The 24,806-nt window shown below is 63.8% G+C and carries 26 protein-coding genes and 1 tRNA gene; 19 read left to right on the top strand and 8 right to left on the bottom strand.

Going from position 1 to position 24,806, the window contains the following annotated elements; translation table 11 throughout:
• Positions 1 to 64 precede the first annotated feature (64 nt).
• From NATTI_RS0114065 to NATTI_RS0114055, 3 genes are all read left to right on the top strand, one after another.
• The gene (locus tag NATTI_RS0114065; RefSeq protein WP_006090103.1) at positions 65 to 328 is read left to right on the top strand and encodes a hypothetical protein; all 264 of its coding nucleotides are present in this window, start codon (positions 65 to 67) and stop codon (positions 326 to 328) included.
• On the top strand, positions 312 to 1,685 hold the full coding sequence (locus NATTI_RS0114060) for an APC family permease (RefSeq protein ID WP_006090102.1): 1,374 nt from the start codon (positions 312 to 314) through the stop codon (positions 1,683 to 1,685). The genes NATTI_RS0114065 and NATTI_RS0114060 overlap by 17 nt, the downstream gene beginning before the upstream one ends.
• 84 nt (positions 1,686 to 1,769) lie before the next feature.
• Complete coding sequence (locus NATTI_RS0114055; RefSeq protein ID WP_006090101.1) at positions 1,770 to 2,705, top strand: ferritin family protein; 936 nt, start codon at positions 1,770 to 1,772, stop codon at positions 2,703 to 2,705.
• 82 nt (positions 2,706 to 2,787) lie between these two features.
• Here the strand turns inward: NATTI_RS0114055 and NATTI_RS0114050 are convergent, their stop codons facing one another.
• A complete protein-coding gene (locus NATTI_RS0114050; RefSeq protein WP_006090100.1) occupies positions 2,788 to 4,494 on the bottom strand; it encodes an acyl-CoA synthetase in 1,707 nt (568 codons plus the stop codon).
• A 130-nt stretch (positions 4,495 to 4,624) separates the two neighbouring features.
• Here NATTI_RS0114050 and NATTI_RS0114045 point away from each other — a divergent pair, with 130 nt between their 5' ends.
• Both NATTI_RS0114045 and NATTI_RS0114040 read left to right on the top strand, forming a co-directional pair.
• Positions 4,625 to 6,268: a long-chain fatty acid--CoA ligase gene (locus NATTI_RS0114045; RefSeq protein WP_006090099.1), complete on the top strand. Its 1,644-nt coding sequence runs from the start codon at positions 4,625 to 4,627 to the stop codon at positions 6,266 to 6,268.
• 24 nt (positions 6,269 to 6,292) lie between these two features.
• Positions 6,293 to 7,513 carry an acyl-CoA dehydrogenase family protein gene (locus NATTI_RS0114040; RefSeq protein WP_006090098.1) on the top strand — a complete coding sequence of 407 codons (1,221 nt, stop codon included), beginning with the start codon at positions 6,293 to 6,295 and terminating at the stop codon, positions 7,511 to 7,513.
• Between the two features lie 179 nt (positions 7,514 to 7,692).
• Here NATTI_RS0114040 and NATTI_RS0114035 read toward each other — a convergent pair whose 3' ends face one another.
• Together NATTI_RS0114035 and NATTI_RS0114030 are read right to left on the bottom strand one after the other, a co-directional pair.
• Positions 7,693 to 8,106, bottom strand: a complete 414-nt coding sequence (locus tag NATTI_RS0114035) for a hypothetical protein (RefSeq protein ID WP_006090097.1) — start codon at positions 8,104 to 8,106, stop codon at positions 7,693 to 7,695.
• Complete coding sequence (locus NATTI_RS0114030) at positions 8,103 to 8,570, bottom strand: phosphopantetheine adenylyltransferase (protein ID WP_027119168.1); 468 nt, start codon at positions 8,568 to 8,570, stop codon at positions 8,103 to 8,105. The genes NATTI_RS0114035 and NATTI_RS0114030 overlap by 4 nt, the downstream gene beginning before the upstream one ends.
• A 161-nt stretch (positions 8,571 to 8,731) precedes the next feature.
• On the opposite strand from NATTI_RS0114030, the gene NATTI_RS0114025 reads away from it, so the two are divergent.
• Positions 8,732 to 9,550, top strand: coding sequence for a ZIP family metal transporter (locus NATTI_RS0114025; RefSeq protein WP_019991891.1), 819 nt, complete (start codon positions 8,732 to 8,734; stop codon positions 9,548 to 9,550).
• Between the two features lie 351 nt (positions 9,551 to 9,901).
• Here the strand turns inward: NATTI_RS0114025 and NATTI_RS0114020 are convergent, their stop codons facing one another.
• The 3 genes from NATTI_RS0114020 to NATTI_RS0114010 form a co-directional block, all read right to left on the bottom strand.
• Complete coding sequence (locus NATTI_RS0114020) at positions 9,902 to 10,540, bottom strand: cysteine hydrolase family protein (RefSeq protein WP_006090094.1); 639 nt, start codon at positions 10,538 to 10,540, stop codon at positions 9,902 to 9,904.
• Positions 10,540 to 11,337, bottom strand: coding sequence for a YqcI/YcgG family protein (locus NATTI_RS0114015; protein WP_006090093.1), 798 nt, complete (start codon positions 11,335 to 11,337; stop codon positions 10,540 to 10,542). Before NATTI_RS0114015 ends, NATTI_RS0114020 begins: the two co-directional genes overlap by 1 nt.
• A gap of 102 nt (positions 11,338 to 11,439) precedes the next feature.
• A complete protein-coding gene (locus tag NATTI_RS0114010) occupies positions 11,440 to 11,901 on the bottom strand; it encodes an MOSC domain-containing protein (RefSeq protein ID WP_006090092.1) in 462 nt (153 codons plus the stop codon).
• Between the two features lie 431 nt (positions 11,902 to 12,332).
• Between NATTI_RS0114010 and NATTI_RS0114000 the strand changes: the two genes are divergently transcribed.
• Positions 12,333 to 12,623 (top strand): hypothetical protein, encoded by a 291-nt coding sequence (locus NATTI_RS0114000; RefSeq protein ID WP_006090091.1) that lies wholly within the window; start codon positions 12,333 to 12,335, stop codon positions 12,621 to 12,623.
• Positions 12,624 to 12,629: 6 nt separating this feature from the next.
• On the opposite strand, the gene NATTI_RS0113995 is transcribed toward NATTI_RS0114000, so the two are convergent.
• Positions 12,630 to 13,370, bottom strand: a complete 741-nt coding sequence (locus tag NATTI_RS0113995; RefSeq protein WP_006090090.1) for an SDR family NAD(P)-dependent oxidoreductase — start codon at positions 13,368 to 13,370, stop codon at positions 12,630 to 12,632.
• A gap of 150 nt (positions 13,371 to 13,520) precedes the next feature.
• Here NATTI_RS0113995 and NATTI_RS0113990 point away from each other — a divergent pair, with 150 nt between their 5' ends.
• The 11 genes from NATTI_RS0113990 to NATTI_RS0113940 all read left to right on the top strand — a co-directional run bounded on the left by NATTI_RS0113990 (position 13,521) and on the right by NATTI_RS0113940 (position 23,027).
• Positions 13,521 to 13,985 carry a universal stress protein gene (locus NATTI_RS0113990; RefSeq protein ID WP_006090089.1) on the top strand — a complete coding sequence of 155 codons (465 nt, stop codon included), beginning with the start codon at positions 13,521 to 13,523 and terminating at the stop codon, positions 13,983 to 13,985.
• Positions 13,986 to 14,131: 146 nt separating this feature from the next.
• Positions 14,132 to 14,596 carry a universal stress protein gene (locus NATTI_RS0113985; RefSeq protein WP_006090088.1) on the top strand — a complete coding sequence of 155 codons (465 nt, stop codon included), beginning with the start codon at positions 14,132 to 14,134 and terminating at the stop codon, positions 14,594 to 14,596.
• 198 nt (positions 14,597 to 14,794) lie between these two features.
• The gene (locus NATTI_RS0113980; protein ID WP_006090087.1) at positions 14,795 to 15,766 is read left to right on the top strand and encodes an ROK family protein; all 972 of its coding nucleotides are present in this window, start codon (positions 14,795 to 14,797) and stop codon (positions 15,764 to 15,766) included.
• A 208-nt stretch (positions 15,767 to 15,974) separates the two neighbouring features.
• A complete protein-coding gene (locus NATTI_RS0113975) occupies positions 15,975 to 16,223 on the top strand; it encodes a hypothetical protein (protein ID WP_006090086.1) in 249 nt (82 codons plus the stop codon).
• A gap of 118 nt (positions 16,224 to 16,341) precedes the next feature.
• Positions 16,342 to 17,730, top strand: coding sequence for a hypothetical protein (locus tag NATTI_RS0113970; protein WP_019991889.1), 1,389 nt, complete (start codon positions 16,342 to 16,344; stop codon positions 17,728 to 17,730).
• A gap of 92 nt (positions 17,731 to 17,822) precedes the next feature.
• The gene (locus NATTI_RS0113965) at positions 17,823 to 18,212 is read left to right on the top strand and encodes a NifU family protein (RefSeq protein ID WP_006090084.1); all 390 of its coding nucleotides are present in this window, start codon (positions 17,823 to 17,825) and stop codon (positions 18,210 to 18,212) included.
• 179 nt (positions 18,213 to 18,391) lie between these two features.
• Complete coding sequence (locus NATTI_RS0113960; RefSeq protein ID WP_027119167.1) at positions 18,392 to 18,961, top strand: amino acid-binding protein; 570 nt, start codon at positions 18,392 to 18,394, stop codon at positions 18,959 to 18,961.
• Positions 18,958 to 19,905, top strand: a complete 948-nt coding sequence (locus tag NATTI_RS0113955; RefSeq protein WP_006090082.1) for a homoserine dehydrogenase — start codon at positions 18,958 to 18,960, stop codon at positions 19,903 to 19,905. The genes NATTI_RS0113960 and NATTI_RS0113955 overlap by 4 nt, the downstream gene beginning before the upstream one ends.
• Positions 19,906 to 20,230: 325 nt before the next feature.
• Positions 20,231 to 21,496: a translation elongation factor EF-1 subunit alpha gene (tuf, locus tag NATTI_RS0113950; protein ID WP_006090081.1), complete on the top strand. Its 1,266-nt coding sequence runs from the start codon at positions 20,231 to 20,233 to the stop codon at positions 21,494 to 21,496.
• The gene (rpsJ, locus tag NATTI_RS0113945) at positions 21,497 to 21,805 is read left to right on the top strand and encodes a 30S ribosomal protein S10 (protein WP_006090080.1); all 309 of its coding nucleotides are present in this window, start codon (positions 21,497 to 21,499) and stop codon (positions 21,803 to 21,805) included. It abuts the gene before it with no gap.
• 517 nt (positions 21,806 to 22,322) lie between these two features.
• Positions 22,323 to 23,027, top strand: a complete 705-nt coding sequence (locus tag NATTI_RS0113940) for a rhomboid family intramembrane serine protease (RefSeq protein WP_006090079.1) — start codon at positions 22,323 to 22,325, stop codon at positions 23,025 to 23,027.
• Between the two features lie 57 nt (positions 23,028 to 23,084).
• Here NATTI_RS0113940 and NATTI_RS0113935 read toward each other — a convergent pair whose 3' ends face one another.
• Positions 23,085 to 24,473: an ATP-binding protein gene (locus NATTI_RS0113935; protein WP_006090078.1), complete on the bottom strand. Its 1,389-nt coding sequence runs from the start codon at positions 24,471 to 24,473 to the stop codon at positions 23,085 to 23,087.
• A gap of 172 nt (positions 24,474 to 24,645) precedes the next feature.
• Here NATTI_RS0113935 and NATTI_RS0113930 point away from each other — a divergent pair.
• Positions 24,646 to 24,717 (top strand) — tRNA-Ala (locus NATTI_RS0113930).
• The last annotated feature ends 89 nt before the right edge of the window (positions 24,718 to 24,806 follow it).

Genomic DNA, 24,806 nt, shown 5'->3' with positions numbered 1-24,806 from the left:
AAAGCGATCTGTTCGTGTCAACTCTTCCCAAAGATATTTGAGCCGGTGTGTGGTGGGCCAACATATGGCAATCGGACAGTACCGCGATGTTCCAGACGAGATGGAAGAGATCGAGCGCGAGGTCGCCGCAGCGCAGTACCCGGAAGGCGGACTGGTCGTCGGTCTCGGTGTCGGTATCTTACTCCCGTTGCTCCTCGCCGAGATACTCCTGTTGGTGATCCCGCTTCTCGGCGGCGTGCTCGGGTTCGCGCTCGGACGTCGGCTTCGAGACTACAAGATACGTTGCCGTCGGGCCGACGGCCACGCCAGAGATGAGCAGCCCCGGTGACGCCGAACCGACGACGCTCTCCTCGAGCATCGGTCTCCTGGGCGTTCTCGCGCTTCTAGTTGGGAACGCGATCGCCGTCCCGATCTTCGTGTTACCGGGTCCGCTGGCCGGTGCATCGGGACCGTCGCTCGTGTTGGCCATCCTCCTGGCGGCGATCCCGGCGAGTTTCGTCGTACTGTACAACGCGCTGCTCGGCTCCGCGATGCCCGTCGCCGGCGGACTGTACGTCTACATTTCGCGACTGACCGCGCCCTACTGGGGGTTTCTCGTCCCGTTTACCATTCCACTCGTCGCGTGGGCGTCGCTGCTGATCACGGCGACGGGGTTCGCCGAGTACACGCGAATCTTCTTCGACGTGCCGTCGTTGCTGCTGATCTACGCGCTGCTCGCGTTCGTGCTTCTGATCAATCTGATCGGACTCAGGATGGTCGCTCAGGTGCAGATACTCTTCTTCGTCGGCCTCGTCGCGACCCTGCTCGTCTTCATCGTTCCCGGAGCCGGCGCGGTCGAGGCGGCCAACTACACGCCGTTTTTCCCCGACTACGGCGCGTTCGCGCTCGCGGTCGTCGCGCTATTCTACCCGTTTCTTGGCTTTGGGTTGCTGATCGAACTCGGGGAAGAAATCGAGGACCCCGGACGGACGATTCCGCTCGTCCTCGGCTTCGGAATCGGCATCGTCGCCCTGTTCTACGTGGCGCTGATCGCGGTCCTGGTCGGCGTCGTCCCCTACACTGACCTCGGCAGCGAGGCCGACCTCGCGCTCGCCGCGTCGGCGTTTCTCCCCTGGTGGGGTGAGTACGTCATCGCCAGCGGCGCGATCTTTGCGGTCGTGACGACGGTGAACACGACGCTGCTGGTCTTTTCGCGAACGCTCATGCGAGCGAGTCGGGACGGCGTCTTCCCCGCGCTCCTCGCTCGAGTCCACCCGCGGTTCGACACGCCTCACTACGCGGTGGCCCTCCTCGGGGTGCCGCCGTTCGCGCTCGTCCCGCTCGCGGGCGAGATCGTCGGGCTGTCGACGTTCATCGGGCTCGCCAGCCTCACCGCGTACTTCTTTTGTGCGATCGGGCTCTGGAACCTCCCGCGGGAGTTCCCCGAGCACTACGAGAACGCGCCGTTCCGCCTCCGTCGGTACCGCGGACTCTTGCTCGCGGTGCTCGGCGGCGGGGTCGTGACCGGCGCGTTCTGGCTCGTTACGCTCCTCCAGCAGCCCGTTGTCGGCGTCGTGCTCATCGGCTGGTTTATCGTCGCCTACGGCTACTACCGGTATCGGCTCGGAAAGGCCGACCGGCTCACCGTCTACCGGACCATGACGACGCTCGACGCACACGAGCGGGTCGACGATACGAGGGAGTGACGGTCCGAAGGGGGCGACGTGACCTCGCCACTGCGGGCGGAGGTGACGGGATAACGTTAATAGCACTGACGAGTTAGTTGGGGTATGACAACAGAGTACACACCATCGGCGATGATGGACCGGGAGTCACGATCGAACCGATACTACCGGAATGCGGTCGAACGGCACTGGGATCCCGGCGAAATCGACCTCGAGCAGGACATCGAGAACCTCCTCGAGTACATCGAGGGCACCGAGGACTACGACGCCCGGGCGTGGGACCGAACGCTGAACGGCATCGCCAAGTTCGGTGCGGGCGAAGACGCCGTCACCGAGGATCTCGCGCCGCTGGCGACAGTGCTCGAGGACATCGACGACCAGCTGTTCCTGACGACCCAACTCTACGAGGAGGCCAAACACGCCGACTTCTTCGATCGCTACTGGCGCGAAGTGATCTGGACGGTCGAGGACGAACTCGGCTGGGAGCGATCGAATCCGCGCGCGGACAAGTGGTTTAACGAGCCCTACGTCGAACTGTTCGACCGGAACAAGAAGGCGCAGGATCGACTGCTCGAGGACGACACGCCCGAAAATCGCGCGAAGGCGTACTGCCATTATCACCTCACCGTCGAAGGGATCCTCGCCCAAACGGGCTACTACGGGATGCAGACCTCCTACGGCGGCGAGTTCGAGGAGCTACCGTACCTGCCGGGACTGGTCGAGGGCTTCACGAAGATCAGAAGCGACGAGGGACGCCACGTCGGATTCGGCATGAATCAGCTCAAGACGCTCATTCGGGAGGAGGGCGTCGATCCCGAACTGATCGAGCGGACCGTCAACGAACTGCTCCCGCTCGTCCAGGGCATTACCGAGGACGACCGATTCCAGCCGGACGCCGCCGAGGAGCGCGTCGGCCTGCAGGACGGCGAACTCGCGGCCTACGCCGTCGACAAACACACCGATCGGATGCGACAGATCACGGACGCCGCGGCCGACATCCCCGACGTCGACGAGCTAGTGCGGCTCGAGGGCGACGATTGACGGCCGGCGAACGAATCCGACGAAAAATGGTACTGCTCCCCAGTACGTGATCGTTCCAAGACGAGAGACCAATCGACCGGACTCACTCGAGGAGCGCGGAACGCTTGATCTTCCCGCTGGCCGTCTTCGGCAACTCCTCGAGGAACGATACGTTTCGCGGATACTCGTGTTTGGAGAGTTCCTCGCGCGCGAACTGTCGGAGTTCGTCCGCAAGGCTGTCCGAGGGCTCGTAATCGCCGACGAGCGTGACGAAGGCCGCAACGATTTCGCCGCGAGTTTCGTCCGGTTTCCCGACGACGGCAGCCTCCTCGACCGACGGGTGGTCGAGCAGCGTCGCCTCGACCTCCTCGGGACCGATCCGGTGGCCCGCGGAGACGATGACGTTGTCCGCCCGGCTCACGTACCAGAAGTAGCCGTCCTCGTCCTGCCGGGCCAGGTCGCCCGTGCGCAGCCAGCGACCGGTGAAGCTCTCGAGGGTCGCCTCGGGACACCCCCAGTAAGAGCCGCGGGCGTCCTCGTCTCGTTCGATCGCGATCTCGCCCACCTCGCCCCGCTCGACTCGGGTACCGTCGTCGTCGAGCAGCGCCACCTCGACGCCGGGCGTGACTTTCCCCATGCTTCCGGGTTTGACCTCCCAGTCGTCGAACGCGTAGTTACAGACGACCATCCCCGCCTCGGTCAGCCCGTAGGCGTCCTGTGGCGGCGCGCCCAGTCCGTCCTCACACCAGTCGACGGTCTCCCGATCGAGCGACTCGCCGGCCGAGATCAGCACCCGGAGATCGATGTCGTACGCCTCGAGATCGATGCCGGCGGCGCGGGACTGGCGGAGCGCCGTCGGTGGGATCATCGCGTTGTCGACGTCCCACTCGGCGAGCGTCTCGAAAAAGGCGTGGGGGTCGAACTGCCCGCGGTAGCAACCGATGGCCGTCCCTCGAATCCCGGACATGATCGTGCCCATAGTGAGCCCGTACGACCACGAGGGCGACGCGGCGACGAGATAGACGTCGTCGGGTCGCAGGTCGACGACGTATTCCGTGTAGGCGTAGAGTTCGATCGGGCCGCGGTGTGCGCTCAGGACTCCCTTGGGCTGGCCGGTCGTTCCGGAGGTGTAGGTCAACGTGTAGGGATCGTTCGGGTGCGTCTCGACGGTTTCGAAGGTTTCTGGGCGAGTTCGGACGGCGTCGTAGTCGTCGACGATCGTATCGCCGTCGACGACCGAATCGGTGTCGTCGGCCGCATTGCCGTCGTTCGTCGCGGTACCGTTGCCGATTGCGTCGACGTCGGCGCTCCCGTCGCCCGAGTCGTCCCCGATCCGGACGACGCGCTCGAGCGACGGAAGGTCGCCATCGGCGATTTCACAGCCGCGGTCCGTCGTGAACAGGACGCTCGCACCCGAATCCTCGAGCCGATAGTTCAACGCGTCGGGACCGAACACCGGCGCGAGCGGGAGATAGATCCGTCCCGCCTTGATCGTCCCGAACACGACGGCGTACAGCTCGAGTCGCGTCGGAGCCATCGCCCCGATCCGATCGCCGCGGTCGGTGTGGTCGCACAGGTAGTTGGCGACACGGTTGGCGGCGGCGTCGAGTTCGGCAAACGTGTACAGTTCGGTCTCGCCGGTTTCGAAGTCCCGAATCCGGAGGCCGGGTCGATTCGAATCGCCATGACGGCCGAGCGCTTCCGTGGCAACGTTGAGCGAGGTTTCGTCGCCGACGTGGGCGTGTTCCTCCCACCCCCTGTCGGGGTCGTGCTGGTCGGCGACCGCCTCGTATACGCCGTTATATGGCATGTCCCGACACACCACGGTTCTCGTGATAACTCCTTCGGGTCGTCTGACAGGATGGTGCTCCGGGCGCACCGCGCGTCCCCGAGGGGGCGGCCGAACAGTTAACTGTCTGACCGTAATATTTGCCCCAGCCATGATGAGTGTGCAGTTAACACTTGACAAGCTTCTCGAGCGCGCGGTCGACCTGTTCCCCGACCGAGAGCTGGTGACGAAACTGCCCGACGGGAGTACGCACCGGTACACGTACGCCGACGCGTACGAGCGGATCTGCCAGCTCGCGCACGCGCTCGACGAACTGGGACTCGAGCAGGGCGCGCGAGTCGGGGTGGTCGCGACGAACCACTACCGGCACTTCGAACTGTATTTCGGGCCGGCCTGCACCGGGCGGTCGATTCACATGTGCAACATGCGCCTGCCCGACCACCATTTCGTCCACACGGTCGACGACGCCGAAGACGAGGTGCTCTTCGTCGATCCGGCGTTCGTCGAGAAGGTCGCGGCAAACGCCGACGAGTTCGAGAGCGTCGAGCAGTACGTCGTCCTCGGAAGCGAGGCCGAGATCCCGGAGACCGACCTCGAGCCGGTGACCGACTACGAGTCGCTGCTCTCCGGCCACCCCACCGAGTACGAGTGGCCGGATATCGACGAGGACACGGAGTACGGCATGTGCCACACGTCTGGGACGACGGGACTCCCCAAGGGCGTCCCCTACACCCACCGGGCGATGTACCTCCACAGCGTCATGGGCGGCCACGTCGACGCCAACGCGATCGGTGAACGGGACACGGTGCTCCCCGTCGTGCCGATGTTCCACGCCAACGGCTGGGGGATCCCCTACGGCGCGACGTTCGTTGGCGCAAAGCAGGTGTTCCCCTCGGTCCACACCGATCCCGAGTCGATCGCCCACCTGATCGACGAGGAGGAAGTGACGTTCTCGGCCGCCGTCCCGACGATCTGGCTCGAGATGGCCGAGTACTTGGACGAGAATCCCGAGGTCGACATCTCGAACATCGACCGGCTGACGGTCGGCGGCTCCGCGCCGCCGGAGTCGCTCATCCGCCGGTACGACGAGGAGTACGACGCACCGATCCTCCAGGGCTGGGGAATGACCGAGACGTCGCCGCTGGGCACGCTCAGCACCCTCCGAAAGGAGGTCACGGAGCTGCCGACCGACGAGCAGTACGAGTACCGCGCGATGGCCGGATTCCCCGTTCCAGGGATGCAGGTTCGAGTGATCGGTGATGACGGTGAAGAGGTCCCGCGTGACGGCGAGACGATGGGTGGACTCGAGGTTCGCAGTCCCTGGGTGACCGACCACTACCACAACCGCCCCGAGGAGAACGAACACGCGTTCACGGAGGACGGCTACCTTCGGACGGGAGACGTCGCCGTGCGGAACGAACTCGGCTACGTGGACGTCGTCGACCGCGACAAGGACATGATCAAGTCCGGCGGCGAGTGGATCTCCTCGGTGCAACTCGAGAACGAACTGATGGCCCACGAGCGCGTCGCGGAGGCGACGGTCGTCGCGGTCGAGCACGATCGCTGGCAGGAACGCCCCCTCGCCATCGTCGTTCCGACGGGAACTGGGGAACTCTCTGAAGACGATCTCGAGAGTCATCTTGCGGAAACCTTCCCGGACTGGTGGCTCCCCGACGCCTACGAGTTCATCGAGGAGATTCCGAAGACCTCGACGGGCAAGTTCGACAAGAAACGACTGCGGGATCGGTTCGATATCGTGCTCGAAGCAGAAAAGGAGGGGGACGCTGAAACTTAAGCCGTTCCACACACTCGTTGGGGTATGTCAACGAACGACAGTGGTGGCGTGAGTTTCGGCGTCGACGGCGAGACGCAACTGATCCTCGACAGCCTCGACGAGTTCGTTGCCCAGGAGGTCGAGCCGATCGTCGACGAGTTGGGTGACGTCTATACGAATCCGCGAAAGGGCCACCGCGAGGACGGTCGGTGGACCGACGAGTTGCTCGAGGCCCGCGAAGAGATCCGCCGTCGCTCCGCGGAAGCCGGCTTCTACGCGATGAACCTGCCAGAGGACATCGGCGGCGAGGACGTCTCGCCGGTCACCTGGTACCGGGCGAAAAAGCACCTCGCCTCCCACGGTCCCGGGATGGCTCGCTACGTCCTCGCCGGCCCGGAGGGACCGAAACCCCTCCTGTTGCAGGCCGAAGGCGACCAAGTGGAGCGATACCTCGAGCCGACCGTCCGTGCCGAGAAGTCGACGGCCTTCGCCCAGACCGAACCCGGGGCCGGCTCGGACTCACCGAACATGGAGACGACGGCCAGAAAGGAAGGCGACGAGTGGGTCCTCGACGGTCGCAAGCAGTGGATCACCAACGCGCCGTACGCGGACTTCGTGCAACTCTTCGCGCGAACCACGCCACAGGAGGAGGTCGGGCGCTACGGCGGAATCACCTGCTTCATCGTGGAGCGCGAGGAGTACGAACTCGGCTCGTTCAACAACGCCGTCGGCTCCGTCGGGTCACAGGCCGAAATCGTTCTGAACGATGTCCGAGTTCCCGAGGAGCGAGTGCTCGGCGACGTCGACGGGGCCTTCTACGCCGCGATGGAGTTTCTCTCGCTCGGGCGGCTCGAGTTGGGCGCTGAGGCCGTCGGGTACAGTGAGTTTCTGCTCGAGGAGGTCACCGAGTACGTCACCGAGCGCGAGGCCTTCGGTCGGTCGATCGGTGACTTCCAGCAGGTCTCGGCGAAACTCGCTCGTGGGAAGGCGAAGACGTACGCCGCCGACGCGGCGGGACTGAAATTGGCCTGGAAGATGGCCCAGGACGAGCGGACGGTGATGGACTCCTCCGTGCTGAAGTGGTTCGCGACGAACGTCATGTGGGAGGTTGCCGACGCCGCGGTGCAGGTCAACGGCGCGAACGGACTCGCCGAGGAGAACCCCTACATGGATCTGCTCCACCAGGCGCGGATCCTGCGGATCGTCGAGGGGACCGACGAGATCCAGCTCAATACGATCGCAAAGTCGATGGGCGTCATGGACTGATCAGTTGTCCACCGTTCGCCTTTTCGCGGCGCATAGCGCAGCGCCCTTCGGGTCGGTCGTCGGCCCGCTCGCTCACTTCGTGCGCTCGCGGTGAGCGCACAGTCTTTCGCCTCTACTGATTGCTTCGTCCCCACATCGATCGATACCCGAAAAACACACCCTGGCGGCCGACCAGTCGCTCAGCGGACGATCTCGTTGATCGCTTCGGTTCGGCGCCCGATCGACCAGCCGAACAGCGCGAGGCCGACGTAGATTCCAAGCGCCGGCAAGACGTACGCCTCGAGGATCACGCCGGGCGTGAATCCGAACCCGTCGAGGGCAGCGGCGAGTAGCACCGAGACGAGAAAGAGCGCAATCCCGACGTCGGCAAAGCGCATACTGGGGAGTTCGTCCGGCTGCGAACCGATTCGACCCACCGCGTAGAACGCGAGGGTGTAGGTCAGCCAGCCGAAGACGAGGGCCAGCCCGGTCGTGAACACGTCCTCGGGGTACTGCTGGGGGACGACCGAGAGGTGGACCACCAGCGTCACGAGCGCGGCGCTCGCGAGGAGGACGACCAGGAGCGGCCGTGTGTTCGCGGTCGAATCGCTCATTCGATGCTGGCTCCGTGTTCGTCGATCTCGCCCGCGACGATCCGCGTCGAGGAGATTCGCTCGCCGTCGGCGGCGAGGGCGTACGGGGCGACGATTCCGGAGAGCGGGTCGAGACCGCGCTCTCGTCGTCGGTCGTTGATCGCCTCGAGTTCGGGTGCCGTCTCCGGTGAAACGACGAGCGCGTCGATTTCGGGATCGTCTTCCGCAATACCGTACTCGCTCGTGAGCTCCCGAACCTCGATATCGCGGTCCCACTCGTCGAGATCCTCGATGGCGTCGGTGACTTGCCGGACGCGGTCGTCGAACGCGGGGATCTCCCGGGGTTGGGTGCGCGTCTCGACCGCAAGCTCATCGCTCGTCAGCGCGACGACGACGCCGTCGTCGCCGAACCGGAGCGCGTGCTCGAACAGGGTTCGATGGCCGTCGTGCAACGGACCGAACGTCCCAGCGACTGCGACGTACATACGAGTCCAACTGACGGGGAGGCCCATAGGTGTGTCACATTCTTTCGACTGCTGAACTCGAGAGACGGTATCGCGAGTCGCGCGGACGGACATCGACTCGATCGAATGAGGCGAATATATCCGTCCGAAGAACGATCTGCGTAGTATATACGTTGGTCTCGATGTCGCTTATCACCGAACTCTCGATCGTCTTTCTCGTCGGTCTCGTCACCGGTCTCGCCACCGGGCTGGGCGTCGCGCCGTTCTTTCTCGTTCGCGAGATCGCTGACCGCTGGCTCGTCGTGCTCTGGGGTCTCGCGACCGGTATCCTGCTCTCGGCGTCACTGTTCGGGTTGCTGGGCGAGGCGCTCGCCGAGGGCGAACTCACACACGTTGTGGCTGGCCTGATCGGCGGCGTCGCGTTCGTCTTCCTCGCCGACCACCTCGTGTCGGGGTACGAGTTCTCCCCGCGGACGGTCTCAGCCGTCGACCCGGGGACGGTCGTGTTGACCGTCGGCGTGCTGACGATCCACAGCATTCCGGAGGGGATCGCCGTCGGCGTCGCGTTCGCGGATCTCGGAACGGGTGAGGGACTCGAGATTGCGGGTCTTACGGTGCCGGCGCTCGCCGTCTTCATGGGGATCGCGATCTCGATCCTGAACGTTCCCGAGGGGCTCGCAATCGCCATCCCGCTGATCGCCTACGGGATGGACCGCTGGAAGGTCGTCGGCTGGGCCGTTTTCTCAGGCCTGCCACAGCCGATCGGCGCGGTCGCCGCCTACTACTTCGTCAGCGCCTTCGAAGGACTGCTGGCGGTGAGCTTCGGGTTCGCCGCGGGGGCGCTGTTCTACCTCCTCGTCGTCGAATTCGTGCCTGCGGGGATCGACGCTGGCCGATCCCTCCCGCGACGAGGGCGACCGCAGCTCGTCGCCGGTGCCTGTGTCGGCTTCGTCGCGACGCTGGCGATCATCTTCGTGGTCGAAGGCATCGGAACCGTCTGAGTTCGGGTCAGTGATCGGGATTCGATGAGTAGAAATGAAGGCGTTGCCAGCCGGAATGACCGATCAGGCCTCGTGTGGTGGCGCGCGCTGTCGGTCGGCCGAACGAACGTGAGGTCGGCCGACGATAGTGTGCGAGGTCGTCGCGAGCGGTAGCGAGTGACGGCTTGGAAGACGCAAAGCGTCTTCCAGTGGATGAGCGAGCGCCTCTGGCGCGAGCGAATCGGCTGGGGAGGACGTGGAACTCATCGCCGCCAGCGGCAGCAACACGTTCGCCTTCACAAACCTTTCATCAAAACAACTCCGCTCACTAAGCCCGAGTACACCCCGAAATACTCGATCACACGGATCGCGCTACGACTCCGACTCGAGTCCGACCATCTCGTCGGTCCACACCACGTCCGCGAACTCGCCCTCGAGGTGGGCCAGCGCGGTCCGATGGACCGTCTCGGCGTCGAACGTCTCGCCGTCGAACCGTCGATCGAATGTCGCGGTCGCGTCGGCGACCACGATCGGATCGAAGCCGAGGTTCTCCGCCATCCGCGTCGTCGTCGAGACGCAGTGGTCGGTCGTGAGTCCGACGATGACGACCGTCTCGAGATCTCGCTCGCGGAGCCAGTTCTCGAGTCCCGTCCCGATGAACGCGCTGTTGACCGACTTCGCCATCGTCGGCTCGTCCTCGAGCGGGGCCGTCTCGGATTTGAACGCGAAGCCGGGTCCATCCCCCCGAAGCGGTGAGTCCGGCTCCGTAGAGTCGTGGCGAACGTGGACGACGGGACGTTCCGTCTCGCGCCAGTGTGCGAGCAGGCGCGCCGCGTTCGTCTCGGCCTCGGGATTGGTTCGCTCGCCCCACCCGGAGTCGTCGAACCCGGTCTGGAGGTCAATCAGGAGGAGGGCGGCGTTCTCGAGTCGATCTTCTCCGTGGTTTCGCTCGTCTCCATGGTCTCGCTTGCCTCCGCGGTTCCTGCCGTCTCCGCGGCTCCGACCCGCCATTACGGCAACCTCGCAGCCGGCTTCGGATGCTCCCGTGTCACCGTAATCGGACAGGTCGACGGGGCCTGGGCTTCGTCCTCTGAAAACAGGTACTGGGGCCACTCGCGGTCGGTCTCGACGCCCCAGTCGCCGAGGTCGGCGTGCGGGCAGACGCCGTCGTACTCCTCGAGTCGGTCCTGGATGACCTCGCGGGCGTGCTGGCCAGCCTCGGTGTCGCCCGTGACGCCCATGTTCTCGAACAGCGTGCGGGGCTGGAACGTGATCTCGAGGCCGATCGGACAGTACCGGCTCTTTCGCTGCTCGTAGAACGGCGCTCGACAGGTCGGGAACATCGGCTCGCCGCCGAGGCAGAACTCCCAGTAGGGGTCGTCCGGATCGGTCGGAATGTCCTCGGGCCAGGGTTCCGGATCGTGGAGGTGTAACGTCTGGAGGATGTGCCAGAGTGCGTCGTGGTACTCTCGCTCGGAGAGCGACCGCTCGGCCGGCTTGAAGAAGGTGACCAGCGACGCGCGCTCCGAGTGGTCTTGATAGACCTCGAGGTACTCGAGGATGCGATCACGGAGCGTCAAGAGTGCGTCCGCGTCGCTCATCGAGGGGACGGCGGTGTAGAGCGGGTCGCCCTGTTGGACGGACTCGGCACCGAAGAAACAGGGAAACGGGGTCCCGTTTCGCTCGCCGAGCAGGCCGTCCCGGAACGTCTCCCAGTGCTCGACGACCCACGACGGGGTCTCGCCGGCCTGCACGCGTCGCTCGAGCGTCTCCTGGTCCATCAGCGACTGGATGCCCGGTTCGTTCATACGTTCCCCTTCGGCCTCACGAAAATGTAGCTGTTGTTTCCTCTGACCTCCGTTCACCCGAACATATGTGGGTGTTATTCCCTTCCCGCGATCGATCTTTCGTTATTCGACCCGTTCGATCGGTGCACCGGTCGCCACGTCCCCGTCCTCGAGGATTCGCGCTCGAAGCCCGCCGCGGTGGACCAGCGCCTCGCGGACGCCCTGCTTTTCGAGGTGTCGCTCGAGGTACGAACACGGCTCGCAGAGTTCGACACCCTCACAGACGACGTCGCCGACGCGGAACCGTTCCCCGACGAGGTGGTTCAACGCGACCCCCTCGGTCGTCACGTTCCGCCGGTGGACGCCCGGCTCGAGACTGATGTCGTACTCCTCGGCGACGCCCTCGAGCGCTTCGCGTTCGATGAGCGTGAGGTCGCTGCCGTCCCGATCCGCGAACGTCCCGTCGGTGTCGAAGTAGCGGTCGCCCTCGAGTCCCTGTTCGGCGACGGCGCGCACCTCTTCGAGTCGTTCCATCGGTGCGCCCTGTTCCGGTGCGATATGAATCGTGCGTACGTTGCCGGTCATGTGTGTCTCGTCGGAGTGGCTCGAGTTATATGATGTGATTTTTCGGCTCTCTCGAAATACGTCGAACGTGGTCCAATCGGAACTTTCGCTGGTCAGTACAGGCGACCTACACACTGAAACTCCGACCGAAATCGATCAATTAGTAAATTCACTCAACGGCGCCGTTCCGGCTTGTCTCTGGTCGAATCAACCAGTAGACTGCCAAACCCAAAACGGCCTTGAATGGTCCGAGAAAAACGGCTGCGAGCAAAAAGAGGAGATAGACCAGCATATTTAGATGATCCGTCGAACTGGTGCTCTTTTCCGTCATTGCCCGATGTGTTTATGTTGATACCTTATACTATCTTTGTTGTATTCGACCGGGGCGATCAGTTTGCACTATTTGTATTCTAACAGTAATATATACGGCACATTGGATACGACGATTACGTATGAAGACGATTTCGGTCCGAGTGTCCGAGGAACTCGAGGCTGACCTCGAGAAACTCACGGAGAAAGAGGGCCTCGACCGGCGTACAGCCGTCCGGAAACTCCTCGCAGTAGGACTCGAGAACCGACGTCGTGAACGACTCCTCGAGCGACTCGTCAATGGAGAGATAACGCTCACAACGGCCGCCGAACGGACCGAACTGTCCGTCTGGGAGTTCACAGCGTTCGTCGAGGGCAACGACCAGACGTGGATCTCGAGTAGCCATACTGAAGCCGATATCGAAGCCCTGTAACACACCTCACACCGTCTCAGGCAACCAGCCGCCGTCGACCTCCACGTTCTCCCCACTGATGTATCCCGATTCGGGATCGAGGAAGAAGTACAGCGGCTGGATCAGGTCCTCGAAGCTCGCGGGCCGGTCTCGAGGCAGTTCCTCGGGGAACTCGTCGGAGTTCTCGACGACGTACGGCGAGATGGCGTTGACCGTCAATCCGTCGTCCTGCGTATCGGCCGCGAGCATCCGCGTGAACATCAACACCCCGGCCTTCGCGACGAAGTAGGGGAAGTTCTTGGGACTGACGAGGCCCTTCTCGCTCGAGGCGTAGCCGATGTTCACGATCCGGCCGTAGTCGCCCTCACGCAGGTTCGGCAGGGCGCGTTTCGAACAGAGGGCGGTGCCGTTGAGATTGGTCTCGAGAACCCGGTTCCAGGCGTCGAACTCGATCTCCTCCCAGTGGGCGGGCGCGAAGTCGCCGACGTTGTTCACGAGGACGTCGACGGGGCCGAGTTCGGACTCGACGGCCCCGAAGAGGCCGTCGACGCTCTCGGGGTCGGTGACGTCTCCCTGCACCGTCATCGCGTCGCTCGCCCCGCGCTCGAGCGCCTCGTCGGCCACCTCGCGGGCCGCGTCGGCGCTCGTGTGATAGTGGACGGCCGTCCTCGCCCCGCAGTCGGCCGTCGCCAGCAGGAATTCCCGACCGACGCCCTTTGCGCTCCCCGTTACGAGTACCGTCCGATCCGACAACGCTGGTCCGTCCATGGGTCGTCTTTCCTATCGAGGGCCACGTGGAAAAACGGTCCGGAACGACGACCGTTATGGGGCGTACGTGGCGTAACGCGGTCGAACTGGGCGGGAAGCGGAGTTCACAAAAAACGTGGCTTTACGGTACTCCATTCGAATAGTGGCAGTATGGAGTTAGAAACCGTCCTGCTCGCCGTCGGACCCGGCGACGCCGACCGAATCGACGAACTGGCGAAATCGGTCGTCGAAGTAGCCAAGCCGGCAGACGCGACCGTCATTCTCGCGCACGTGTTTACCAGCAACGAGTACGACGACGTCCTCACGCGACTCGAGTTCGACCGCGCCACGGACGAAATCGATCCCAACGACGTCGCTCGACGCCATCAGTCGATCATCGACCTCCGTACCGTCCTCGAGGAACACGACGTCGACTACGTGATCGAGGGCTCGATCGGCGAACACGGGCCGACGATCGTGGATCTCGCGACCAGCAACGACGTCGATCGGGTTGTCGTCGGCGGCCGTCGTCGATCGCCGACCGGGAAAGCGGTGTTCGGCTCGACGGCCCAGGAAGTCCTGCTGTCGGCACCGTGTCCGGTGACGTTCGTCCGAAGCGACGATCCCGAGGAGTGATCGTGGCGGTCCCGGCGGCTGCAGTCGGCCCGCCATCTCGATTTCGAACCCGAAGTTAGGACGCTTCCCTCGAGTCGTTTTCGGTTAGTTCGGGAATACTGCGACGACGAGAATACTTAAGCGGGTGGCACGACCACAATTGTGGTATGGCGATCGATACGATACTGCTTGCTGTCGGGCCGATGGATACCGTCCGCGCGGGGGAACTCGCAGATACCGTCCTCGAGATCGCAGAGCCGCTCGATGCGAGGGTCGTGATCGGTCACGCGTTCACGGAAGACGAGTACGAGGACGTCCGCGACGACCTCGGCTTCGACGTTCGCGTCGAGGATGTCGATCCCGACGAAGTCGCCGCCCGACGCGCACCGGTGGGGGATCTGGAGGAAATCTTTGCGGACGCCGGCGTCGACTACGAGGTCCGCGGTGCAGTCGGCGAGGTCGGCAGCAAGGTCGTCGACATGGCGATCGAGGTCGACGCGGATCGGATGGTCGTCGGCGGCCGACGCCGCTCGCCCGCGGAGAAGGCCGTACTGGGCTCGGTCTCTCAGGAGATCATCCTGCAGGCACCCTGCCCGGTCACGTACTTCCGTGATCTGGACGTCATGGAGTAGTCGGCCGGTTCTGCTCTCGTTGCCGCTCGTTCACCGAATCGGACGCGATGGTTCCTCGAGGCCGCTCGAGTCGCCTCGTATGCTCGAGTCGTCTCCCGTGTTTTCGTACGGACTGCTGACTCGATTTGTTGCAAACACTACTCGTAGTCGAGTACGATCTGTGTAGTTAAGTACGGCGACGGCGCTTTCTAAGACAGCATGGACTACTATGCCGGCGTCGATCTGGGCGCGACCAACGTCCGGGCGGTCGTCGCCGAACAGGACGGGACGACGATCGGCGCAGACCGCCGGGCAACGCCGCGCGGACCGACGGGAATCGACGTGACGGAGGGCGTCCTGCGGACGCTTCGCGGCGCGTGTGGCGACGCCGGGATCACGCCGACGGAGATCGTCGCCGCCGGAATCGGCTCGATCGGCCCGTTCGATCTCGCAGAGGGGACCGTGATCGATCCCGCGAACCTTCCCGATTCGATCGATCGAATCCCCCTGACGGGTCCCATCGAGAAACTGATCGACAGCGACGAGGTCTACCTCCACAACGACACCAACGCCGGCGTCATCGGCGAACGGTTCCACGCCGACCGAAATCCCGACGACATGGTCTACATCACCATCTCTTCGGGGATCGGTGCCGGCGTCTGTTGTGACGGGAACGTGGTGAGCGGCTGGGACGGCAACGCAGGCGAGGTGGGCCACTACGTCGTCGATCCGCGCGGTCGCCTGACCTGCGGTTGCGGTCGCGACGGCCACTGGGAGGCCTACTGTTCGGGCAACGCGATCCCGGACTATGCCCGACTGCTCGCCGAAGACGACCCGACGATCGAGACCGATCTGCCGCTCGATGGGCCCGATTTCACGGCGAAAGACGTCTTCGATCTGGCCGGCGAGGACGAACTCGCCGACTACGCGATCGAGCAACTCGCCCACTGGAACGCAATGGGTGTGACGAACGTCATCCACGCGTTCGCGCCGATCGTTGTCTCCTTCGGCGGCGCCGTCGCCTTACACAACGAAGAACTGGTCGTCGACCCGATCCGAGAACACGTCGCAGAATCGGTAATGACGAACGTGCCAGAGATCCGCGTCACCGATCAGGGCGACGACGTGGTCGTCGAGGGCGCGCTCGCGAGTGCATTGACCGGCGGGACCGGCGACCGCCAGCGGCTGTAGTCGCGTGGCTCCCGCGCGCTCGTCGGTTTCGGCGGACGCCTCCCTCAGTTGCGGATCAGGAATCGATAACACCCCTCTACACGACGTACTGATAGACTCGTCAGGGCAGCTGTTGGTGCTGTACAGGTAACCGATTCCTGTTAATTCCGTATTTACTGTACTGTTGGGGAGAACGCTTATTGTGTACGGTAATATCTGACCGCCCACGATGGCTACGGGGGACGACCTTCGGGGGGAGGAGGAGTGCCAGGAGATTTCGTTGCTCCTCGTCAATCCGGATTCGGTCACGTTTACGAGGCGATCCGTCGAGGTTGCCCTGTGTGAAACCGAGGTGGATTCGGCGACCGTCGACGTCGACCTCGAGTTCGAGTGGCACCAGATCTGTCACGGCTGCGGCGAGCGAAAGTGGTTCAATTCGATGATCTGTGACGACTGTCGGGACCGACACGGCGTCTAACGATCCGTATCGGCTTGCGAGCCCGACGTGCCGTCTCTTGTTCTCCGATCGACAGACGCCCACTCACTGGCCGGTAACCGACCACGCGTTTCTTGAACGGTCGGTACGAGGATATCGTATGCAGCGGAGAGACTTCCTCCGGACGAGTGGGGCCGCCGGAGTGACACTGGCCCTTTCGGAGGCCGTCGTCACAGCAACGACTCGAGCCACGGCGGCCGCCGCCGAGAGCGCGCCAGACAGCTACGAACCGCTCGGCCGCGTCGACGTCACCGGGGCCGCCGAAGCCGTCGTCGGCGACGACGGAGAGACAGCCTACCTCGCCACCACCGACGGCTTCGCGACCGTCGATATCAGCGATCCATCCGAGCCCGAACTGCTCGAGGACCGATTCCCGCTCGAGGTCGACGACGCGCCGTTTCGGGAGATTCTCGACGTGAAAGTCGACGGCGACCGACTGGTCGTCGCCGGCCCGGCGAACCAACAGGCGGACGATGTCTTCCACGGGTTCGAACTGTACGACGTGAGCGACCCCGCCGATCCGGTCGCCGTCGGCGACCCCTACGAAACCGGCTACCACATCCACAACTGCTTTCTCGCGGACGACCTGCTCTACGTGGTCGCCAACAGCGAGGCTGAGAACCCGCTCGTCATATTCGACGTGAGCGACGACGATGTCGCGGAGATCGGTCGCTGGTCGCTCGTCGAACACGAACCCGAATGGCAGGAGGTCTACTGGCTCGCACGCTACAATCACGACGTCTACGTCCACGATGAGATCGCCTATCTCGCCCACTGGAACGCCGGAACCTATCTGATCGACGTGAGCGATCCAACCGAACCTGAGTACGTTTCGCGCGTGATGGACATCGATCTCGAGGAATCGTTGGCGCTCGACGACAACGAGGCACAGATGGGGTTGCCGGGCAACGACCACTACTCGGCGGTCGACGACACCGGCGACCTCCTCGCGGTCGGCCGGGAGGCCTGGGCGACGGGCGGTGACGAACCCGACGGCCCCGGTGGGATCGATCTCTACGACGTGAGTGACCCGACCGAGCCCGGGAAACTTGCCTCGATCGACGCGCCCCCCGCGGACGACGCCTCCTACTACGGCGAGGAGTGGACGACGGCCCACAACTTCGAACTGCGCGACGACCGTCTCTACTCCTCGTGGTACCAGGGCGGCGTCAAGATCCACGACGTGAGCGATCCCGCCGAACCCGAGGAACTGGCCCACTGGCGCGACACCGACACGGCCGGCTTCTGGACCGCACGCGTCGCCGACCCCGGCGAGACGTTCGTCGCGAGCAGCACGCCGCTCATTCCCGGCGCTGAGACTGAGGGCGCGCTGTACACCTTCTCGACCGATCCAGATCCCGACTCGAGCGCGTCCGGCGACCCGCTCGATTCGATCCCCGGATTCACCGGCGCGGCCGGTCTCGCCGGACTCGCCGGCGGGGCCGTCGCGCTCGAGTGGCTCCGTCGCCGCGACGACACCGATCGGTAACCGCTCCATCGCCCGAAATCCTCAGGGTTGATCCTGATGGATGGTAGCAGCTGTCAAAACCTTATTCACCGTTCGAACCCGTAGTTCGGGTAATGACTACGTCCGACGCAGCAGCCGACGCCGATGCGGACGGCGAGCCGTCGCTCAAAGAGCGCGTCGAGTCCTGGCTCACCCGAGAGATGCCGATCATTCAGATGCACGGCGGGACGAGCGCCGTCCGGGAAGCGGACCCCGAGACCGGCGAAGTGATTATCGAACTCGGCGGCGGCTGCGAGGGCTGTTCGGTCAGCGGTATCACGTCGAGCAACATCGAGGCCGAACTGCTCACCTGGCCCGAAATCGACGATATTACGGTCCGCGTCCCCGACCCCCGCGAGAGCCTCGGCGGCCCCGATCAGGCCGAATCGATCATGGGGGTTGACCGCACCGAGGGCGGTCGCGGCGACTGGGGCTCTTCGAACCCTGGAAAGGATCACCTCTAAGTCCCGAACCGACTCGAGTCCCGTCGTCCGGAGCGAGTCGATGCTCGACCGGTGTCTCGCCCTGACTCGGTGTGCGTGTCGGTAACAGGGCCGGATCATTTTGGGAATTCCTATATCCTTTTACGCGCCCATTACGGAGTCGTATACCATGACGACGTGTGGACGCCCGAAAGCAGGAGGTGACGGCAGTGAGTGACAATTCCGCCGCGGAAGAGAACACGGAGACGGACGGCGGTGTTCGCGCCTACACCGTCCGCCTCGAACTCGTCGACGAGCCCGGCGAGTTGCTTCGCGCGCTCGCACCGATCGCCGACAACGGTGGGAATCTGCTGAGTATCCACCACGAGCGCGGCAACATGACCCCGCGCGGGCACATCCCGGTCGAGGTCGATCTCGAGTCACCGCCGGATCGATTCGACGGTATCGTCGACGCCCTGCGCGACGCCGGCGTCAACGTGATTCAGGCCGGTGCGGAACACTACGGCGAGGAAATCAACGTCGTGCTGGTCGGCAACATCGTCGAACACGACCTGTCGAACACGCTCTCACGGATCGAAGACGAAGCGAACGCCGTCGTCCGGGACCTCTCGCTTTCTGCACCCAACGGGACGGAGGCCGTCTCGAGTGCTCGTATCCGACTGGCCATCGACTCCGGCCGGTCCGACGCGGCGCTCGAGGCGATTCGCTCCATCGGCTCGGACAAAGACCTCACTGTCGTCGAACCCCTCCTCGGAGGTGACGCCGCATGAAACTCGCAATCCTCGGCGCCGGTGACGTCGGCCGCTCGGTGGCCGATCTCGCGGGCGAATACGGACACGACGTCGTCGCGATCGCCGACTCCACGACCGCCACGGTCGATCCCGATGGGATCGACATCGAGGGCACACTCGAGCGAAAGGTCGGCGGCGACGCGCTGGGCTCGAGCGATCCCGTCGACGTCTTCGAAACCGACTACGACGTCCTCGTCGAGGCGACGCCGACGACACTCGGCGACGCCGAACCCGGCTTCTCGCACGTCGAACGCGCACTCGAGGCCGACCGCCACGTCGTGTTAGCGAACAAGGGCCCCGTCGCGGAACGGTACGAAGAACTCCGCACGCTCGAGGCCGACAGCGAGGGATCGATCCGGTTCGAGGCCACGGTCGGCGGAGCGATTCCGGTGCTCTCGACGATCGAAGATTCGACGCCGCAGGCCGTAACTGCGGTTCGCGGGGTGCTCAACGGCACCGCGAACTTCATCCTCACGCGGATGGCCGCGGAGGGACTCGACTACGAGCACGTCCTCGCAGAAGCTCAGGACCTCGGCGTGGCCGAAGCCGATCCGACGTTCGACGTCGACGGCACCGACGCCGCGCTCAAGTTCGTCATCCTCGCAAACGTACTCGCCGACGGCGGGTTCTCGCTCGAGGACGCAACGGTCGAGGGCATCCAGTCGATTCCCGGTAGTGCACTCGACCTCGCCGCAGAGGACGGCCGGACGATCCGCCTCATCGGCGAAGCGACTCGCGACGGCGTCCGCGTCGGGCCGCGACTCGTCCCCGAGAACGGTCCACTGGCCGTCACCGGCACGCGAAACATCGTTCAGATCGAGACGCGAAACGCGGGCTCGCTTCACTCGAGCGGACGCGGGGCGGGCGGTCCGGAGACGGCGACGGCGATCCTCTCCGACGTGGGTCGGCTCCCGCCGCTGTAGCCGGTCGATTCGCGGTCACCGCTGAACGTCGGGACGCGTTCGCCCCGTCGACACGTCGTTCTCGTCAACACGTTCGCTCTCGTTCTCACGTATCCAGTGCAGTTCGTCAGTGAGTTTGAAATATTCATTCGTGCACAGGCGATAGTACGTGTCGGAGGGACACTCTCACCGGTCGACAGGCCCGTCGATCGAACCGCCCACATCGTGTGAATGCTAGCCAAACCGCAAGAAGGCGTCGGGATCGGCAGAATACGCTTTCGAAATGGTTTTAACCGCAACGAGCAAAAGAGACCGATATAAGCGCCTCTGCGCGTGAGCTACAACAATGAGCGAACAACACCAGAACCTGGCCATCATCGGCCACGTTGACCACGGGAAGAGCACGCTCGTGGGACGCCTCCTGTACGAGACAGGCAGCGTACCAGAGCACGTCATCGAACAGCACCGCGAAGAAGCAGAAGAGAAGGGCAAAGGCGGATTCGAGTTCGCCTACGTCATGGACAACCTCGCCGAAGAGCGAGAGCGCGGTGTCACCATCGACATCGCCCACCAGGAGTTCTCGACTGACGAGTACGAGTTTACCATCGTCGACTGTCCTGGCCACCGCGACTTCGTCAAGAACATGATCACGGGCGCATCCCAGGCGGACAACGCCGTCCTCGTCGTCGCCGCTGACGACGGTGTCGCGCCCCAGACCCAGGAGCACGTCTTCCTGGCCCGAACCCTCGGTATCGACGAACTCATCATCGGCATCAACAAGATGGACGTCGTCGACTACAAAGAGGATACCTTCGACGATGTCGTCGACGAAGTGAACCAGCTGCTCAAGCAGGTTCAGTTCCAGACCGACGACGCCTCGTTCATCCCGATCTCGGCGTTCGAAGGCGACAACATCGCCGAAGCCTCCGACAACACGCCGTGGTACGACGGCCGTACCCTGCTCGAGGCACTCAACGACCTGCCGGCACCGGAGCCACCGACGGACGCGCCGCTCCGACTCCCGATCCAGGACGTTTACACGATCTCCGGCATCGGTACCGTCCCAGTCGGACGTATCGAAACCGGTATCATGAACATCGGCGACAACGTCTCCTTCCAGCCCAGCGACGTGGGCGGCGAAGTGAAGACGATCGAGATGCACCACGAAGAGGTGCCAAAAGCCGAGCCCGGTGACAACGTCGGATTCAACGTCCGCGGCATCGGTAAGGACGACATCCGCCGCGGTGACGTCTGTGGCCCGGCCGACGAGCCGCCAAGCGTCGCCGAGACGTTCCAGGCCCAGGTCGTCGTCATGCAGCACCCGTCCGTGATCACGGCTGGCTACACGCCGGTCTTCCACGCCCACACCGCACAGGTCGCCTGTACGATCGAGTCCATCGACAAGAAGATGGACCCAGCAAGCGGCGAGGTCGCCGAGGAGAATCCCGACTTCATCCAGTCGGGTGACGCTGCTGTGGTCACCATCCGACCACAAAAGCCACTCAGCATCGAGCCATCGAGCGAGATCCCAGAACTCGGGAGCTTCGCCATCCGCGACATGGGTCAGACCATCGCGGCCGGAAAGGTCCTCGAAGTTCACGAGAAAGAATAAATGCAGCAGGCACGCGTTCGACTCGCGGGCACGAGCCCAGAAGACTTAGACGACATCTGTGACGATGTCCGCGAGATCGCGAACAATACCGGCGTCAACCTGAGCGGTCCGATCCCGCTGCCGACGAAGACCCTCGAGGTGCCGACCCGGAAGTCGCCTGACGGCGAGGGCACTGCCACGTGGGAGCACTGGGAGATGCGCGTCCACAAGCGCCTGATCGATCTGGACGCCGACGAACGCGCACTCCGCCAGCTCATGCGCATTCAGGTGCCGAACGACGTCTCGATCGAGATCGTCCTCGAAGACTAACGGTCGATTCGCGTTTTCACCGTTTTTGCGCGTTGATTCTGGGTCGGAGCGATAGCTGTGTGGTTATTCACGTACTGAGTACATACCGTCAGTCCACGTGCAGTGGCGCGTGCTGGGCCGCGGTGAGTCGATGACGAACCGCGGTCCGAAGTCGCGTGAGGTCTTCGCGAGTAGCACGAGCGAAGTCAGTCGAGACGGCGTTGCCGTCTCGCGATGCGAAAAATCTTCGATTTTTCAGCAGCTTGGAAGACGCTTGCGTCTTCCAGTGGATGAGTGAGAGACCGTAGGGAACGAACGAATCGGTTGGGGAGGGTGTGGCCCTCATCGCCGCCAGCACGAGCAGGATACTCGAGTCGTAATCGACAGCCGGTCTAAACCCTCACCAGCGATCCACTCGAGTCCACACTGAGAGTCCGTCTACGTTCACCACCACGTACCACACTCGAGTCGGTCCGCCGTTCTCACACTCTACGAGTCAGTGCGGAGGCTTTTGTCGGTCGCCGTCGGAGAGGCTCCTATGTCGAGGCGTTCGCGGTCGCAGTCAGTTACCTCCCTCGGGTCCGACGCCAGTGGGGACGACCGATCGACCGAGGGGTCGAGCAGTCCCATCGTCGAACTCCTGATCGTCTTCGTCGTCGTCTTCGCCGCCCAGCAGCTCACGGCAATCATTGGGATCGGCGTGATGGCCGGCCTGTTCGTCCTCGCGACGCCGTTGACGACCAACCCGTGGACGATCGTCACGAGCGTCTACGCCCACGGCGGGATCGGCCACTTGGTGTCGAACAGCCTCGCGCTGATCGTCTTCGGGTGGCCCGTCGCGCGGGCGACTACCCGACTTCGATTCCACACGTTCTTCCTGGTGACGGGCGTGATCGCCGGAATCTCACAGATCGTCCTCAGCGGGGTCTTCGAAGGGATGCCCCTCGTCGGCGGCTGGGTCGAACAGGCTCCGGTCCTCGGCGCCAGCGGGGCCGTCTTCGCCCTGTTGGGCTACCTGATCGCCTCGAACCGACTGTCGGCCGGGTTGGCATCGTTCATCGACGTCCCGCAGTGGTTTGCCGTGCTGGTGTTCGTCGGCCTGGCGATCGCCGTGACGCTTGCGACCGGCGGCCCCGGAATCGCCCTGTTCGCACACTTCACGGGCTTCCTCGTCGGACTGTTGGCCGGGCGGCTTCGGGTGTTACACGTCGGCGGGTCGGGTGGGCGCGGCTCGAGGCTGTAGCTGGTCGAATACGACGAATCGTGGGCTGCTCTGTACGCTGTCGGATCGGGCTCGAAGTCAGTTCGTGACGATATCCGCCGGGGTGAACAGCGAAATGTCGTCTCGATTCTCGGCGACCGCTCGAAGTTCGGCCGAGAATCCGGACCGGCAGAAACAACAGTAGCGGTGTGTCAGCTCGGTGCCCTCGGGTGGCGTCCACCGCACCTGAGCCGTTCGTCGCTCGAGCGCGGTTAGATCGTTCTTCGTCATCTCCCTGGTGGTGTACTTACACTCGCCAGCGACGAGGGTCCCGTCGCTCGCGAGTCCCACGACGTCGAGTTCGTGGTGGTCGTGCCACCAGTAGCCGATCCCCTGATAGGTTTTGGGAACGAGCGACGGGAGCGCGTTCTGGCAGACGCGCTCGAACATCGTCCCCATGTACTCCGAAAAGCTCGGTTCGACCAGCTGTTCGTAGGCGTCGTCGCCGAGTTGGGCGATCTTCCCCTCCTGTCCGTAGACGTACTGGAACCAGAAGTTGAACAGCGGCTCGTTCAGCCGATACCGGCTCTTCCGGGTCGCGTTTGGATTGGCCGTCACCGGAATATCTCGTTCGATCAACCGGAGTCGGCGCAGCTTCGAGAGGTACGAGCTGAGTGCGTTCGAGTCGACGCCGGCAAAGTCCGCGATCTCGTTCGACTCTCGCTTCCCCGTCGCGATCGCCCGGAGGATCGTGTAGTACGTCTGGGGCTCTCGGATGCCGAACTCCGTTCGCAACAGGAACTCGGGTTCGTTGTGAAGGACACCGTGTTCGGAGAGCACGTGGGACTGGATGTTTTCGGCCAGCGACGCATCGGGGGTGAGCGCCTGCAGATAGTACGGCGTTCCACCGAACACGCTCCACGTCCGAACGATCGAATCGGGATCGTCCTCCGGATAGAACCGCCGTGCGTCCCGAAGCTCGAGCGGCGGGAGGTCGATCGTCCCCGTCCGGCGGCCGTACAGCGGGCTACCACCGCTGAGGACCTTCTCTTCCATGACGCTGATCGACGACCCCACGAGCACGAGCGTCGCGGCCGTCTCCTCGAGGTGGAGGTCCCAGACCCGCTGGATCTTCGAGGGCAGCGCGTCGTCGGATTCGACCAGATACGGAAACTCGTCGATGACGACGACCGCGTCCTGTCGTCCGAGCGCCCGGACCAGGGCCTCCCAGTCGCGCTTGATGTCCTCGAGCATCGGGACCGTCTCGCTGGCCGTCTCGACGAAGTTCTCGAGTTGGGCAGCCGCCGTTTCCTCGGTCGCCTGCCAGTAGATCGCGTCGTCGCGGTCCCGGATCGCCTCTCGGACGAGCGCGCTCTTCCCGAGGCGTCGCCGGCCATAGACGACGAGCAACTCGGCCGTGTCGCTCTCGAACCGCGATTTCAGAAGCTCGAGTTCGTCCTCGCGGTCGACGAACCGTGGCTGACTCATACCGGTCTCTCGCGGGCCACGGCCATAATAATTGTGATTATAAAATCACAATTATACTAATTACGATTTTACTATCCGGGCTCGAGTGAGTGGGGCGACTCGAGTGGTGGTGACTCTCGAATCGTCCTCGAAACACAAGCTACAAATAGAAACCGAGGTTAGGAACGGTCGAGGGCTCGTAGATCAGTGGTAGATCGCTTCCTTCGCAAGGAAGAGGCCCTGGGTTCAAATCCCAGCGAGTCCATAATTTTGCGCCGCGAACAACTTCGTGAGCGGCGCGAATAGTCGTCGAAGCTGGGATTTAAAGCCCTGTGAGTGCCAGCCCGCGGACTG

The organism is Natronorubrum tibetense GA33 (genome assembly GCF_000383975.1).
In the GTDB taxonomy this organism is placed as follows: domain Archaea; phylum Halobacteriota; class Halobacteria; order Halobacteriales; family Natrialbaceae; genus Natronorubrum; species Natronorubrum tibetense.
The sequence above is the reverse complement of the archived record's forward strand: the minus strand, read 5'-3'. Positions and strand labels throughout refer to the sequence as shown.

Bases quoted from the DNA above. Each gene is read 5' to 3' on its own strand.
- NATTI_RS0114065 (WP_006090103.1), top strand. From the start codon at position 65: ATGGCAATCGGACAGTACCGCGATGTTCCAGACGAGATGGAAGAGATC.
- NATTI_RS0114060 (WP_006090102.1), top strand. From the start codon at position 312: ATGAGCAGCCCCGGTGACGCCGAACCGACGACGCTCTCCTCGAGCATC.
- NATTI_RS0114055 (WP_006090101.1), top strand. From the start codon at position 1,770: ATGACAACAGAGTACACACCATCGGCGATGATGGACCGGGAGTCACGA.
- NATTI_RS0114050 (WP_006090100.1), bottom strand. From the start codon at position 4,494: ATGCCATATAACGGCGTATACGAGGCGGTCGCCGACCAGCACGACCCC.
- NATTI_RS0114045 (WP_006090099.1), top strand. From the start codon at position 4,625: ATGATGAGTGTGCAGTTAACACTTGACAAGCTTCTCGAGCGCGCGGTC.
- NATTI_RS0114040 (WP_006090098.1), top strand. From the start codon at position 6,293: ATGTCAACGAACGACAGTGGTGGCGTGAGTTTCGGCGTCGACGGCGAG.
- NATTI_RS0114035 (WP_006090097.1), bottom strand. From the start codon at position 8,106: ATGAGCGATTCGACCGCGAACACACGGCCGCTCCTGGTCGTCCTCCTC.
- NATTI_RS0114030 (WP_027119168.1), bottom strand. From the start codon at position 8,570: ATGTACGTCGCAGTCGCTGGGACGTTCGGTCCGTTGCACGACGGCCAT.
- NATTI_RS0114025 (WP_019991891.1), top strand. From the start codon at position 8,732: ATGTCGCTTATCACCGAACTCTCGATCGTCTTTCTCGTCGGTCTCGTC.
- NATTI_RS0114020 (WP_006090094.1), bottom strand. From the start codon at position 10,540: ATGGCGGGTCGGAGCCGCGGAGACGGCAGGAACCGCGGAGGCAAGCGA.
- NATTI_RS0114015 (WP_006090093.1), bottom strand. From the start codon at position 11,337: ATGAACGAACCGGGCATCCAGTCGCTGATGGACCAGGAGACGCTCGAG.
- NATTI_RS0114010 (WP_006090092.1), bottom strand. From the start codon at position 11,901: ATGACCGGCAACGTACGCACGATTCATATCGCACCGGAACAGGGCGCA.
- NATTI_RS0114000 (WP_006090091.1), top strand. From the start codon at position 12,333: ATGAAGACGATTTCGGTCCGAGTGTCCGAGGAACTCGAGGCTGACCTC.
- NATTI_RS0113995 (WP_006090090.1), bottom strand. From the start codon at position 13,370: ATGGACGGACCAGCGTTGTCGGATCGGACGGTACTCGTAACGGGGAGC.
- NATTI_RS0113990 (WP_006090089.1), top strand. From the start codon at position 13,521: ATGGAGTTAGAAACCGTCCTGCTCGCCGTCGGACCCGGCGACGCCGAC.
- NATTI_RS0113985 (WP_006090088.1), top strand. From the start codon at position 14,132: ATGGCGATCGATACGATACTGCTTGCTGTCGGGCCGATGGATACCGTC.
- NATTI_RS0113980 (WP_006090087.1), top strand. From the start codon at position 14,795: ATGGACTACTATGCCGGCGTCGATCTGGGCGCGACCAACGTCCGGGCG.
- NATTI_RS0113975 (WP_006090086.1), top strand. From the start codon at position 15,975: ATGGCTACGGGGGACGACCTTCGGGGGGAGGAGGAGTGCCAGGAGATT.
- NATTI_RS0113970 (WP_019991889.1), top strand. From the start codon at position 16,342: ATGCAGCGGAGAGACTTCCTCCGGACGAGTGGGGCCGCCGGAGTGACA.
- NATTI_RS0113965 (WP_006090084.1), top strand. From the start codon at position 17,823: ATGACTACGTCCGACGCAGCAGCCGACGCCGATGCGGACGGCGAGCCG.
- NATTI_RS0113955 (WP_006090082.1), top strand. From the start codon at position 18,958: ATGAAACTCGCAATCCTCGGCGCCGGTGACGTCGGCCGCTCGGTGGCC.
- tuf (WP_006090081.1), top strand. From the start codon at position 20,231: ATGAGCGAACAACACCAGAACCTGGCCATCATCGGCCACGTTGACCAC.
- rpsJ (WP_006090080.1), top strand. From the start codon at position 21,497: ATGCAGCAGGCACGCGTTCGACTCGCGGGCACGAGCCCAGAAGACTTA.
- NATTI_RS0113940 (WP_006090079.1), top strand. From the start codon at position 22,323: ATGTCGAGGCGTTCGCGGTCGCAGTCAGTTACCTCCCTCGGGTCCGAC.
- NATTI_RS0113935 (WP_006090078.1), bottom strand. From the start codon at position 24,473: ATGAGTCAGCCACGGTTCGTCGACCGCGAGGACGAACTCGAGCTTCTG.